Genomic DNA, 12634 nt, shown 5'->3' on the forward strand with positions numbered 1-12634 from the left:
GGTAATTAGCACAGGCATTGCAGCGTCCTTGGAGCGTGAGAGACCTTGGCCGGATCGGCTGACTTCGACCTGTACCGCCCGTCCGAGGAGCACGACATGCTCCGGGACGCCATCCGCTCGCTGGCGGAGGCGAAGATCGCGCCCTACGCCGCCGCGGTCGACGAGGAGGCCCGCTTCCCGCGCGAGGCGCTGGACGCGCTGGTGGCCAACGACCTGCACGCCGTGCACGTCCCCGAGGAGTACGGCGGCGCGGGCGCCGACGCGCTGGCCACGGTGATCGTCATCGAGGAGGTCGCACGCGCCTGCGTGAGCTCCTCCCTCATCCCCGCCGTGAACAAGCTGGGCTCGCTCCCCGTGATCCTCTCCGGTTCCGAGGACCTGAAGAAGAAGTACCTGTCGCCGCTCGCCAAGGGCGACGCGATGTTCTCCTACGCCCTCTCCGAGCCGGACGCCGGCTCCGACGCGGCCGGCATGAAGACCAAGGCGGTCCGCGACGGCGACCACTGGATCCTCAACGGCGTCAAGCGCTGGATCACCAACGCGGGCGAGTCCGAGTACTACACGGTGATGGCCGTGACGGACCCGACCAAGCGCTCGAAGGGCATCTCCGCGTTCGTGGTCGAGAAGTCCGACGAGGGCGTCTCCTTCGGCGCCCCGGAGAAGAAGCTCGGCATCAAGGGCTCCCCGACCCGCGAGGTCTACTTCGACAACGTCCGCATCCCCGCCGACCGCATGATCGGCGAGGAGGGCACCGGCTTCGCGACCGCGATGAAGACCCTGGACCACACCCGCATCACCATCGCCGCCCAGGCCCTCGGTGTCGCCCAGGGCGCCTTCGACTACGCCAAGGGCTACGTCCAGGAGCGCAAGCAGTTCGGCAAGGCCATCGCCGACTTCCAGGGCATCCAGTTCATGCTCGCCGACATGGCCATGAAGATCGAGGCCGCCCGCGCCCTGACCTACCAGGCCGCGGCCGCCTCGGAACGCCTCGACAAGAACCTCACCTTCCAGGGCGCGGCGGCCAAGTGCTTCGCCTCGGACGTGGCCATGGAGGTCACCACGGACGCGGTCCAGCTCCTCGGCGGGTACGGGTACACCAGGGACTACCCGGTGGAGCGGATGATGCGCGATGCGAAGATCACGCAGATTTATGAAGGCACGAACCAAGTTCAGCGGATCGTGATGGCGAGGAACCTGCCGTAACCGGTCGGCGTGGCGACGACCGAGCCCCCGGACGCGTTCCGGGGGCTTTGTCGTACTGCGGGTGGGGCATTCCGGGGCGGATTGGTCGCGTCCGTCCGATGGCGCCCGGCCGGGCAGGGGCGTAGGACGGAAGGGCACAGGGGCCCGTCCCGGGCTCCCGCGTCCCCGAGGAGGAGCCATGACCCAGGCCGAGAGCATGTCCGCGATGAGCAGGGAGATGCAGGACTGCGTGGCGGCGTGCATGGAGTGCCACAGTGTCTGCGAGGAGACCATGAGCTCCTGCATGCAGATGGGCGGCCAGGCGCAGATGCAGATCATGCGCGCGCTCATCGACTGTGCCGAGATGACCCGCATGTGCGCGGACATGATGATGCGCCGCTCGCCCATGTCCGCCGAGATGTGCGCACTGTGCGCCAAGGCGTGCGAGATGTGCGCCGAGGCGTGTATGTCCATGCCGGACGATCCCCAGATGATGCGCTGCGCACAGGCGTGTCGTCGCTGTATGGAGACCTGTCGCGCGATGTCGGGGATGGCGATGTGACGCCTGCCTGCTGACAGCGGTCCAGGGGCCGGGGGCATCCGCCGAGATGCCCCCGGCCCTGTGTGCGGCAGGCTGGGGCCCATGACACACGCGAACGCGACCGATGCCTTCGACGCCGCCGAGCGCGAGATGTGGAAGGACCGCACCGAGGCCTACGCCGGCAGCTTCGCGCGCCTGTGCGCCCATCCCGTGGAGGCCCTGCTGGACGCCGCCGGGGTCGAGGCGGGCACGCGCGTCCTCGACGTCGGCACCGGCACCGGTACGGCGGCCGTGGCGGCGCGGGCGCGCGGTGCCCTGGTGAGTGCCGTGGACGCCGATGCCGGGATGGTGGCGGCGGCGCGGGCCCGCGGGCTCGGCGCACGCACCGGTGTACTTCCTGAACTCCCTTACGGAGACGGCGAGTTCGATGCCGTCGTCGGCAACTTCGTCCTCAACCACGTGGGCCGCCCCCGAGCCGCCCTCGCCGAACTCCACCGCCTCCTGCGCCCCGGCGGCCGGATCGCCCTCACGACATGGAGCGCACGGCGCGGCGCGGGACAGGACCTGCTCGGCCGGGCCTGCGAGGCGGGCGGGGCCGTACCGCCGGCCTACCTCCCGCGGCTGGATCCGGCGCAGGACTGGACCCGTACGGCGGACGGCCTCGCCGAACTGCTCGGCGAGGCCGGATTCATCGAGGCGGAGGCGGCCGAACTCGCCTGGGACCACCGGGCCGGTGTCGAGGAGTGGTGGAGCGGTGCCGCGGGCGGTGTCGCCACGATCGGACTGGTCGTCACCTCGCAGGACCCGGGGACCGTCGTACGGATCCGGCGGGAGTACGACCTGCTGTGTGCCGAACACACGGTGGCGGAAGGGCAGTTGGCCCTTCCGCACATCGCGCTGCTCGGCTCGGGACGGCGGGCTTGAGGGCCTGGCCCTCAGTTGCCCGGGACGGTGAACCTCAGTTACCCGAGACCGTGACCTTCTCGTCATTCTTCAGCTCGTCGACCAGCGTCTTCACCTTGGCCTTGTCCCAGACCAGGTTGCCGCCCGTGGAGCCGGAGATCGGCATGTTCATGGACGTGCCGTCACCGCCGTTGACACCCTTCATCGCCCAGAACATCTTGCCCAGGTCGTACAGGCCCATGTCCTTGTCGACGATCAGCGAGTCCAGGCCCGCACCCATCGTCGGGTAGAGCTTGAAGGGGTTCAGGATGGTGCTCGGGGTGGCGACCTGGTTGGCGAGCGCGTTGAGGAACTTCTGCTGGTTCTTCGTGCGGTCGAGGTCGGAGCCCGCGAGGGCGTACCGGGTGCGGACGAAGGCGAGCGCCTGGTCGCCGTTCAGGGTCTGCTTGCCCGCGGTGAAGTCGGCACCGGACTTGGTGTCCTTCATGCCGCCCTTCGGGATGTCGATCTCGACCCCGCCGACCGCGTCGACGATGTTCGCGAAACCGGCGAAGCCGATCTCGACGTAGTGGTCGATCTTCAGGCCGGTGTTGTACTCGACGGTGCGCACCAGCAGCTCGGGGCCGTCCTCGGCGTAGGCGGCGTTCAGCTTCACGTGCCGGCCCGTGCCCTTGTAGGTCTTGCCGGACTCGGAGCCGACGAAGGTCGGGATCTCCACGTCCGAGTCGCGCGGCAGCGAGATCAGGGTGTCGCCGTTGCTGCCGGTGTGCAGGATCATCATCGAGTCGGTGCGCTTGCCCGCCGCGGAGCCGGTGTGCAGCTGCTTCTTCTGCTCTGAGGAGAGCCCGGCGCGGCTGTCGGAGCCGACGATCAGGTAGTTGGTGCCGTCGCCCTGGTCCGGCCGGTCGATGACCTTGGACAGGTCGACCTCGCGGTTGAGCTTGGAGTCGGCCCAGAAGTAGGTGGAGACGGTCGTCACGACCAGCCCGGTGATCACGACGATCGCGGTCCACTTGATCCGCTTGCGCCAGTTCGGCGCGGGCCGCGGACCACGGCCGCCGCCCGGATCGCCATAGCCACCGCCCCCGGAGCCGCCGTAGACCTGGCCCGTGTTGTAGCCGCTGTCGTACGCGTCGTAGTCACCGCCGCCGTGACCCTGGCCGTTGACGTACGACGGCTGCTGGGGCACGCCGTTTCCGTACGGCGGCGCGGACGGGCTCCGGCGGCCGTACGCGCCCTGCCCGGGCGCCCCCTGATCGCGGCGGACCTGCCGCATCACGCGGGCGCTCTCGGGCTGTGCGCTCGCGCTGCCGCGTCCGTACCGGTCGCGGTCGTCGCCGGACCATCCCTCGGGCCAATCGTTCATGGGGCCCAGTGTGCAGGTACCCGCTGGGCCCTATACAAGGGTCGTCGGAAAATCAGGTCAGCGCTGTTGCCAAGCTGACACAAATTCCCGAATTGTCATCAGGCATAGGGTGGGGGACATGACAGACCAGGCCACCGCCGCGGAACGAAGCGGCCCGGAGACGCCGGAGATCCCGGAGACGCCGGAGATCCCCGGCAAGCCCACCTCGGCGTCCCGCACCACGCTGAGCCACATCATGACCCAGGCCGACACCAACCTCCTCGGTACCGTGCACGGTGGCGTGATCATGAAGCTGGTGGACGACGCGGCGGGCGCGGTGGCCGGCCGGCACAGCGGCGGGCCCGCGGTCACCGCCTCCATGGACGAGATGGCGTTCCTGGAGCCGGTCCGGGTGGGTGACCTCGTCCATGTGAAGGCCCAGGTCAACTGGACCGGCCGGACCTCGATGGAGGTCGGTGTGCGGGTCCTGGCCGAGCGCTGGAACGAGTCCACGCCCGCCACCCAGGTCGGCTCCGCCTACCTCGTCTTCGCGGCGGTCGACGCCGACGGCAGGCCCCGCCGGGTCCCTCCGGTGCTCCCGGAGACGGAACGCGACGAGCGCCGCTACCAGGAGGCCCAGATCCGCCGCACCCACCGGCTCGCGCGCCGCCGGGCGATCATGGAGCTGCGGGAGAAGCGGGCGGCGGAGGGATTCGAGGACTGAGCACGCCCCCGTAGGCAAGACAGGTCACGGACAGCGCTCCCCCTACACGCACCCCACCTCGTCCCCCGTGACCACCCCGAACTCCCCCTGCAGCTCGTCCTCGGCCCGTACCTTCCGTACCCGGTCGAAGTCCGTGCCCGCGAGCACCTTCAGCACCGCCCCCTGGCCCTTCACCGCCCGCAGTTCGCTTCCGGGCAGGGCCGCCCCCAGGGAGCGGGCCGAGCGGTCCCAGCGGGGGTCGTAGGCGATGACCGTGCGCTTCAGGGTGCGGTCGGCCGAGTCGACCGGGTTGCCCGTCGTACGGAATCCCGTCGAAGCCAGTGCCGCGTCCACCCGCTTGCCGAGTCCGTCCTTCGCCGTGCCGTTCTCGACCTGGACGCGGATCTGCTCCGGGGAGACCGGGACCAGCATGGCCTTGCTCTTCGGCTGGTGCGCGGCCAGCGGCTGGTCCTCGCGCAGGGCCTTGAAGAGCCGCTCCGACTTCACGGGGTCCCACTTCAGGGTCGAGCCCACGCCCTTGACGGCGTATCCCATCTGTCCGATCGGCACGGTCGTGAACTCCGAGGAGGAGGGGGAGAAGTTCCGCATCGCCCGGCCCAGGTCGAGCAGTTCTTCCGTGCCGAAGCCCTTGTCGGCCCGTACGGAGCCGAGGACGGCCCGGGCCACATCGCGGAACTTCATCGGGTTCAGGAGGACGCCCGACGAGGTGGCCCGCCCGATCAGCGCCGCCAGGAAGCGCTGCTGCCGCTTCATCCGGCCGAGGTCGGAGGAGCCGTCGGCGTGCCGGGAGCGGACGTACTGGAGTGCCTGTCCGCCCATCAGCCGGTGCCGGCCCGCCGCGAGATCGAGGCCGGTGTACGCGTCCTTCAGCGGGTCGGCGTTGCAGATCTCGACGCCGCCGAGCACGTCCACCGTCCTCATGAAGCTGGTGAAGTCGACCTCCAGATAGTGGTCGATCTTCACACGGGTCATGGACTCCACGGTCCGCACCGTCAGCTGCGGCCCGCCCTCCGCGTACGCCGCGTTGATCTTGATGGGGTGTCCGTGATGGCGTTCCCCCGTGGTCGCGTCGACGTGCGCCGGGGTCGTCGCGTACGAGTCGCGCGGCAGGCTCACCACGCTCGCCCGCTCCCGGTCCTCCGAGATGTGCACGATCATGATCGTGTCGGTGCAGTGGCAGGGCGCTCCGCCCAGCCGGTACTTCCGGCGCTCCGCCTCGGTGATCCTGTCGCGGCCGTCGGTGCCGACCAGCAGCACGTTCATGCCGTGCCCGGCGCGCGGCCGGTTCTTCATGTCCTTGAAGGGGTCCACGCGCGTGATGTCCGCGTCGAGGCTGGTCATCACCGCGTGCCCGATCCCGGCGGAGGCGAGCACGACGACCGACAGGGTGGTCGCCGCCCGCATGGCCCAGCGGGGCCGCTTGCGTGGTGCGGGGGGCCGCGGGGGCCTGCGCTGCGGAGGGCGAGGGCGGGCGGCGGAGGGCCGGGGGGGCGTGGTGGGCATGCGGGGACACCTCCGCGAGGAACAGCCGAACGAGGGATCTTGAGCACCGTAGGCCCATACGATCTGTCGCCCGGTGCACCGCCGCCGGTGGCGCGCAACGGTGTCCCCCGTTCGCGGTAACGTGAGCACCCTATGAACGCCAAGCCCGACGTGCGGCCCCCCGCTGTGTCTGTGATCATGCCCGTCCTCAACGAGGAGCGGCATCTGCGCGGAGCCGTCGAAGCGATCCTCGCGCAGGAGTACGCCGGCGAGATGGAGGTCGTGATCGCCCTCGGTCCCTCCACGGACCGCACGGACGAGATCGCGGCCCAGCTCGTGGCCGAGACTGCATCTTTCAAAAGCAAGCGCGTCCACACCGTCCCGAACCCCACCGGCCGCACCCCCGCCGCCCTCAACGCCGCGATCAAGGCCTCCCGCCATCCGATCGTCGTCCGCGTCGACGGGCACGGCATGCTCTCGCCGAACTACATCGCGACCGCAGTACGGCTCCTGGAGGAGACCGGCGCGCAGAACGTCGGCGGCATCATGCACGCCGAGGGCGAGAACGACTGGGAGCACGCGGTCGCCGCCGCGATGACCTCGAAGATCGGCGTGGGCAACGCGGCCTTCCACACAGGTGGTGCGGCGCAGGCCGCCGAGACCGTGTACCTCGGGGTGTTCCGTCGTGAGGCCCTTGAGCAACAGGGCGGCTACAACGAGGAGTTCATCCGCGCCCAGGACTGGGAGCTGAACTTCCGGATCCGTGAGGCGGGCGGGCTCATCTGGTTCTCGCCGGAGCTCAGGGTGTCGTACCGCCCGCGGCCGAGCGTGAAGGCCCTCGCCAAGCAGTACAAGGACTACGGCCGCTGGCGGCACGTCGTCGCCCGCTACCACGAGGGCTCCATCAACCTGCGCTACCTCGCGCCGCCGGCCGCCGTGTGCGCGATCGCGGCCGGGATCGTGGTCGGCGCCGCGCTGACCCCGCTCGGCTTCGTGATCCCCGGCGGCTATCTCGCGGCGATCGTCCTCGGCTCGCTGCCCGCGGGCAAGGGGCTGCCGCTGAAGGCACGGCTCCAGATCCCCGTCGCCCTCGCCACCATGCACATGTCGTGGGGCTACGGCTTTCTGACCAGCCCGCGCTCCCTGGCCAGGCGGGTCATCGCCTCGCGGCGGCCGGCCGTGCTGAACAAGGTGTGAACTCAAGGACGGCGCCCCTCAGGACCGAGGGGCGCCTCCGTCACCAGGTGAAGCCCGGGTTGACGTGCATGCAGGCCGTGTCGTCCGCGCCGTTGAGGGCCTCCGCGGTCTTCGGAGTCGTGTCGTCCTCCTTGGGCGCCTTGTACGTCGTACCCTCGCGCCAGTCGGCGCCCACGACGAGCGTGACCCCGGAGACATCGGTCGACTTCTTCACCGAACTCATCGGAATACCCAGGGACTTGGCGACCGCCTCGGCGTCGCCCCGCAGTTCCGCGCTCGGGTAGCGCACGAGCGTCGTCGCCTCGCTCAGTGACGCGGAACGGTCGGAGACGGCCTTCTCGAAGCCCTTGTCCACCAGCAGCCCGGCCACCGTGCTCGCGCGTCCGCGCGCCGCGGCCAGGCTGTCGGTGCGGGTGCCGTTCTGGACCAGGACCCCGATCTCGTCCTTCGCGGCGGCGGGGTCGTCGGAGGCCGCCTCGGTCTTGCCGGCGGTCGCCTTCTTCGCGTCCTTGCCGTCCAGCGCGATGTCCTCGCGCACCAGCCGGAACAGCTGCTCGGCGTCCTCGGTGGGCTCCACGCGCGCGCCGACGTAGCGGTTGGGCATGGTCGTCATGGTGATGCGCTCCGGCTCCACCTTGCGCAGCTCGTTGCTGAGGTCGTAGAGCTTCTTCACGGTGCCGAGCCCCGAGTCGACGGTGACGGCCTTCGTGGCCTGCTCGGCGAGCTTGCGCAGCTTGTTCGGGCTGCTGAGGGTGGCGTTGTCGCGCAGCTCGCGCACCATCGAGTTCATGTACATGTGCTGGGCCTTGGCGCGGGCGAGGTCGCTGCCGTCCTCGAAGCCGTAGCGGGTGCGCAGCCACTGCAGGGCCTGCTCGCCCTTGACGGGGTGCGTGCCCTTCTCCAGCTTCAGACCGGAGCCGTGGCCCTGGCTGTCCCGCGAGAGGATGTTGGCGTCCACGCAGACCGGCACGCCGCCGATGGCGTCGGCCATGGACACCACGCCGGAGAAGTCGACCATCATGAAGTGGTCGATGTGGATGCCGGTGAGTTCCTGCCAGGTGGCCACCGTGCAGCCCGGACCGCCGTGGCCGAGGCTCTGGTTGGCCATCACCCGCCCGTCGCTCGCCGCGTACACCTTGCCGTTGTCCGGGTCGGTGCACTTGGGGACCTTGACGAGGGTGTCGCGGGGCATGCTGACGACCGAGAGGTTGCTGCGGTCGGCGGACAGGTGCAGCAGCATCTGCACGTCGGCGAGCGGCGTGGAGCCGAAGGTCTCCTTGGCGCCGCCGAGTTCCTGGTTCTCCTTGCTGTCCCGGGCGTCGGAGCCGATCAGCAGGATGTTCAGCGGGGTCTGGCCCGCCGCGTTCGGCGTCGGCTCGGCGACCTTGTTGTCGCCCAGGTTCAGGTCGTCCTGCTCGATGTTGGAGTTCAGGTGCCGGTAGTAGAGGTAGCCGGTTCCGGCCACCGCGAGTATCAGCACCGCGAGCGTCGCCGCGGACCATCTGAGCATCTGGTGCTTGCGCGGCGCCCTGCGGCTGCCGTGCCCGCTGTCCCCCTCGGTCGCCGGCGCGACTTCCTGCACGCTGTATTGCGTTGTCAACGTTCCCGTCCTCCCACCCACCCCACCGGACCCGCGGTCATGCCACGGGCCCGCCGCACGTCTTAGACATACGACGGGGCCGTGAGGTTGCCCTACGAACCTGTGCGAGACCTGGGACCCGCCTCCGGAGGCCTCAGCTCGCGCACTGCGCCTTGTCGGCGGTGGACTTCTCCACGCCCGGCGTGGCGGCCGTGGCGGAGCTGAGCTTCACGCCCGCGCCCTTGAAGTCCTTGCCCAGGGTGAGGGTCATGGCGGGCAGTCCCTGGGAGTTGGTGACGCTCTTGCCGGGCTTCAGCGCGGAACCCGACAGGCCCATGATGTCCGCGAGGCGGCGGGCCTGGTCGGCCTGGTCGGGGGCGTACTCCAGAGTCGTCTTCGCGAGCGCCGCGTCGGCGTTGCCCGCGTTCTCGGACTTGGTCACGCCCGCCTCGGTCTGGAGGTAGGACAGCTGCTGCTGCGCGCTGCCCGCGACCGCACCGCCGTTGAGAATGCGCACCCGGACGTCGGAGGCGGCGGATTTGGCGCCCTTGAGCCGGGCCGCGACCTCCGCCTTCTCCTTCTTCTGCTGTGCCTTGACCTCGGTGAAGGAGACGTCGTTGTTGATCGCGTCGAAGACCTGGGGAGCCCTCGACTCGTCGATGACCACCGTCACCGGCTTCGGCTCGGCGGGGTTGTCCTTGACCGGGATCGTCATGAAGCTGATGTTCTTCGTCGGCACCTTCTTCAGCTCCAGGGCGATGTCCTTGAGCGTGCCGACCTTGCCGATCGCCTTGTCCACGGTCAGCGCGCTGGTCGCGGCGTCCGCCAGCTTCAGCAGCTTGCCGGGGCTGCTGAGGGTGTCACCGGAGGTCATCTTGCGCATCAGCGAGCCCAGGAACTGCTGCTGCACCTTGATCCGGTCCAGGTCGCCCTCGTTGCCGAAGGCGTGCCGGGTGCGCACGAAGGCGAGGGCCTGCTCGCCCTCCACCTTCGACGTGCCCGCGGGCAGGACGAGCTTCGACTTCTTGTCGTTGACGGCCTTCTCCACGCAGACCTCGACGCCGTCGACCGCGGTGGTCAGGGTCTTCACGGCGTTGAAGTCGGCCATCACGAAGTGCTGGGGCTTGATGCCGGTGGCCGCCTCGACCGTGCGCATCGTGCAGCCCGGGTCGCGGCCGCTCTCGCCGAGGCTCCTGTTGAAGCGGACGTCCTCCTGCCCCGCGACGACCGTCTGAGAGCCGTCCTCCTGCTTGGTCTGGCAGTCGGGTATGTCGACGATCAGGTCGCGCGGGATGCTGAGCGCGGTCGCGTTCGTCCGGTCCTTGGCCACGTGCAGCAGGATGTTGGTGTCGGCGTGGCCCACGCTGCCCGCGTCGCCGTAGCCCCCGTTGCCCTCACCGGTGCGCTTGTCGGTGCCGATGATGAGGATGTCGAAGGCCTCGTCCTTGCTGAAGTTGCTCGCGGCAGCGTCGCCGACATCGGCCGTGCCGACGTTGCCCTCAAGGTGCTTGAGGTAGAGGTAGCCGGTCGTGGCACCGGCGACCAGGACGAAGGCCATGGTGCCGCCGGTCCACAGCAGTGCCTTCTTCGCCGTCGACTTCTGCTTGACCGGCCGGCGTCCGCGCCGCCCCGGCAGCGGTTCCTCGGGCGGCGCGCCCCGGCGCCTGCGCGGCGGCGGGACGTCCCGGCCGGGGGCCACGGGGGTGGTCGTACGACCACGCGGTGCTCCCGGCCGGCTCGGGGAGGGCGCGGATCCACGCGGACCGGGGACGGCCGACTGCGGTGCGGAAGGGCCCAGTCGAAGTTCGTATTCACCGGTGTTCGGATTGAGCACCCACTGGTCGGCGGGGTCGACGTCGTCCGCCCGCCCACGGCCTTGTGCGTCCACGGTTGTCCGAATCCTCCGTCAGGGCCACGCGGCGATCGCTGGATCGCTCACCCTATCCGCCCGGTCGGGCCTTGAGCGACGTGAGTTGTTCTCGTGCCGATTCTGCAAGCAGGTACGTACGCCAGGACCCCAGCGTTCGATTACCACTGGTACACCCCGTACACGTCCATGCACTGCCCGGTGTCCGAGCCGTTGATGGCGTCCGCGTTGCCCGGGAGATCACCGGCCCTGGCCTCGGCCTGCTTCGGATACGCCGTCCCGGTACGCCAGTCGGCGCCCACGACGAGGGTGACCCCGGAGACATCGGTCGACTTCTTCACGGAACTCAAGGGAATTCCCAGGGACTTGGCGACGCGCTGGGCGTCACCCTCCAGGTCTGCGCTCGGGTAGCGCACCACGGTCCGGTCCTCGGAGAGGCCCGCCGTCGCGTCTTTGGACGCCTGCGAGAAACCTTTCCGCACCAGCTCCTCGGCGACCGTGCCGGCCCGTCCGCCCACCGGGCCGAGCGTGGAGGTGGCCGTCGCGTTCTGCACGAGGACGCCGATCTCGCCGTCGGGCGCGGAAGGAGCCTTGGTGGCCTGCGCGGTCTTCTTCCCGGCGGAGCTCTTGCCGTTCTTGCCGTTCTTGTCGAGAGGCACGTCGTCGCGGAGCATCTCCCAGAGCTTGTCGGCGTTCGCGCCGTCGGGTACGACGTGGTCCTTGTTCTTCGGGTCCTGGACGTTCGGCATCGTCACCGAGGTGATGCGGTCCGTCGGCACCGACTTGAGCTGCATGCCCAGGTCGTAGAGGTCCTTGACCGAGCCGATCTCCTCGGACACCTTCAGGGACTTCGTGGCCGCCTCGGCCAGGCCCATCAGCCGCGGGGTGTCGGTGAAGACGTTCTGCCCCTTGAGCGTGCGCATCATCGAGTTCAGGTACATGTGCTGGGCCCTGGCCCGCATCAGGTCGCTGCCCCAGGCGTGCCGGGTGCGCAGCCACTGCAGGGCCTGCTTGCCCTTGACCTTGTGCGTGCCCGCCTTCATCTTCAGCCCGGAGCCGCCGGACACGTCGGGCGTCGGGCGGTCCCACACGTTCTGCTTCACACAGACGGAGACCCCGCCGATGGCGTCCGCCATCCGCACCACGCCGGAGAAGTCGATCGTCATCCAGTGGTCGATGTAGACGCCGGTGAGGTTCTGCCAGGTGGCGAGCGTGCAGCCGGCGCCGCCGCGGGCCAGGGAGGTGTTGATGATGTCGGTGGTCGCCGGGTACTTCTCGCCGGTGGCCGGGTCGGTGCACTTGGGGATGTCGACGCGGGTGTCGCGCGGGATGCTCACCATCGCCGCGCTCTTGCGGTCCGCGGACAGGTGGATGAGCATCTGCACATCGCCCAGCGGCGGGTTGCCGCGGTTGTCCCTGCTGCCGCCGAGCTTCACGTTCTCGTCGGAGTTACGGCTGTCCGAGCCGATCAGCAGGATGTTCAACGGCGTCTGACCGGCCGCGTTGGCCCCGGCCTTGCGCGCCTTGGAGTCACCGCTGCTGCGCTCACCCTTGCGGATGTTGTCGTTGAGATGCTGGTAATAGAGGTATCCGGCGCCGGCCGTGCCGAGTATCAGCACGGCGAGCGTGGTCGCCGACCATCTCAGCACCCGGTGCTTGCGCTGAGCCCTGGCCCGCCGCCGCCCGTGCCGCCCGGGTTTCTCCGGACCGGGCCCCTGGGCGGGCCGTACATCCGCCCGCGCCCCCTCCTCGTGCACACTGCTGTGCCCCATCCCCTGTCTCCCCACCCTCACACGCCGAACGAACGAAAAGAC

Annotated in this window: 10 protein-coding genes; 5 read left to right on the top strand and 5 right to left on the bottom strand. The window is 69.6% G+C overall.

Translation table 11 applies throughout. The features are described 5' to 3' along the window. The first annotated feature begins 45 nt into the window (after window positions 1-45). The 3 genes from ACIRP7_RS05140 to ACIRP7_RS05150 all read left to right on the top strand — a co-directional run bounded on the left by ACIRP7_RS05140 (window position 46) and on the right by ACIRP7_RS05150 (window position 2647). Complete coding sequence (locus ACIRP7_RS05140; protein ID WP_403654118.1) at window positions 46-1203, top strand: acyl-CoA dehydrogenase; 1158 nt, start codon at window positions 46-48, stop codon at window positions 1201-1203. A gap of 178 nt (window positions 1204-1381) precedes the next feature. Continuing rightward, window positions 1382-1744: a four-helix bundle copper-binding protein gene (locus tag ACIRP7_RS05145; protein WP_403654120.1), complete on the top strand. Its 363-nt coding sequence runs from the start codon at window positions 1382-1384 to the stop codon at window positions 1742-1744. A gap of 81 nt (window positions 1745-1825) precedes the next feature. Next, window positions 1826-2647: a class I SAM-dependent methyltransferase gene (locus ACIRP7_RS05150; RefSeq protein ID WP_403654123.1), complete on the top strand. Its 822-nt coding sequence runs from the start codon at window positions 1826-1828 to the stop codon at window positions 2645-2647. A 34-nt stretch (window positions 2648-2681) separates the two neighbouring features. On the opposite strand, the gene ACIRP7_RS05155 is transcribed toward ACIRP7_RS05150, so the two are convergent. Further along, window positions 2682-3992 (bottom strand): LCP family protein, encoded by a 1311-nt coding sequence (locus ACIRP7_RS05155; RefSeq protein WP_403654126.1) that lies wholly within the window; start codon window positions 3990-3992, stop codon window positions 2682-2684. A gap of 118 nt (window positions 3993-4110) precedes the next feature. Between ACIRP7_RS05155 and ACIRP7_RS05160 the strand changes: the two genes are divergently transcribed. Continuing rightward, window positions 4111-4695, top strand: coding sequence for an acyl-CoA thioesterase (locus tag ACIRP7_RS05160; protein WP_403654129.1), 585 nt, complete (start codon window positions 4111-4113; stop codon window positions 4693-4695). Window positions 4696-4737: 42 nt separating this feature from the next. Here ACIRP7_RS05160 and ACIRP7_RS05165 read toward each other — a convergent pair whose 3' ends face one another. Continuing rightward, on the bottom strand, window positions 4738-6198 hold the full coding sequence (locus ACIRP7_RS05165; protein ID WP_403654131.1) for an LCP family protein: 1461 nt from the start codon (window positions 6196-6198) through the stop codon (window positions 4738-4740). A gap of 132 nt (window positions 6199-6330) precedes the next feature. Here ACIRP7_RS05165 and ACIRP7_RS05170 point away from each other — a divergent pair, with 132 nt between their 5' ends. After that, the gene (locus ACIRP7_RS05170; RefSeq protein ID WP_403654134.1) at window positions 6331-7374 is read left to right on the top strand and encodes a glycosyltransferase family 2 protein; all 1044 of its coding nucleotides are present in this window, start codon (window positions 6331-6333) and stop codon (window positions 7372-7374) included. Window positions 7375-7414: 40 nt separating this feature from the next. On the opposite strand, the gene ACIRP7_RS05175 is transcribed toward ACIRP7_RS05170, so the two are convergent. The 3 genes from ACIRP7_RS05175 to ACIRP7_RS05185 form a co-directional block, all read right to left on the bottom strand. Then, complete coding sequence (locus ACIRP7_RS05175; protein ID WP_403654278.1) at window positions 7415-8956, bottom strand: LCP family protein; 1542 nt, start codon at window positions 8954-8956, stop codon at window positions 7415-7417. A 151-nt stretch (window positions 8957-9107) separates the two neighbouring features. Then, a complete protein-coding gene (locus ACIRP7_RS05180) occupies window positions 9108-10841 on the bottom strand; it encodes an LCP family protein (protein WP_403654137.1) in 1734 nt (577 codons plus the stop codon). Window positions 10842-10981: 140 nt separating this feature from the next. Continuing rightward, on the bottom strand, window positions 10982-12592 hold the full coding sequence (locus ACIRP7_RS05185) for an LCP family protein (RefSeq protein ID WP_403654140.1): 1611 nt from the start codon (window positions 12590-12592) through the stop codon (window positions 10982-10984). Between the last annotated feature and the right edge of the window lie 42 nt (window positions 12593-12634).

Source organism: Streptomyces sp. NPDC102270 (genome assembly GCF_044766405.1).
Classification (GTDB): domain Bacteria; phylum Actinomycetota; class Actinomycetes; order Streptomycetales; family Streptomycetaceae; genus Streptomyces.

Bases quoted from the DNA above. Each gene is read 5' to 3' on its own strand.
- ACIRP7_RS05170 (WP_403654134.1), top strand. From the start codon at position 6,331: ATGAACGCCAAGCCCGACGTGCGGCCCCCCGCTGTGTCTGTGATCATG.
- ACIRP7_RS05150 (WP_403654123.1), top strand. From the start codon at position 1,826: ATGACACACGCGAACGCGACCGATGCCTTCGACGCCGCCGAGCGCGAG.
- ACIRP7_RS05185 (WP_403654140.1), bottom strand. From the start codon at position 12,592: ATGGGGCACAGCAGTGTGCACGAGGAGGGGGCGCGGGCGGATGTACGG.
- ACIRP7_RS05145 (WP_403654120.1), top strand. From the start codon at position 1,382: ATGACCCAGGCCGAGAGCATGTCCGCGATGAGCAGGGAGATGCAGGAC.
- ACIRP7_RS05160 (WP_403654129.1), top strand. From the start codon at position 4,111: ATGACAGACCAGGCCACCGCCGCGGAACGAAGCGGCCCGGAGACGCCG.
- ACIRP7_RS05165 (WP_403654131.1), bottom strand. From the start codon at position 6,198: ATGCCCACCACGCCCCCCCGGCCCTCCGCCGCCCGCCCTCGCCCTCCG.
- ACIRP7_RS05155 (WP_403654126.1), bottom strand. From the start codon at position 3,992: ATGAACGATTGGCCCGAGGGATGGTCCGGCGACGACCGCGACCGGTAC.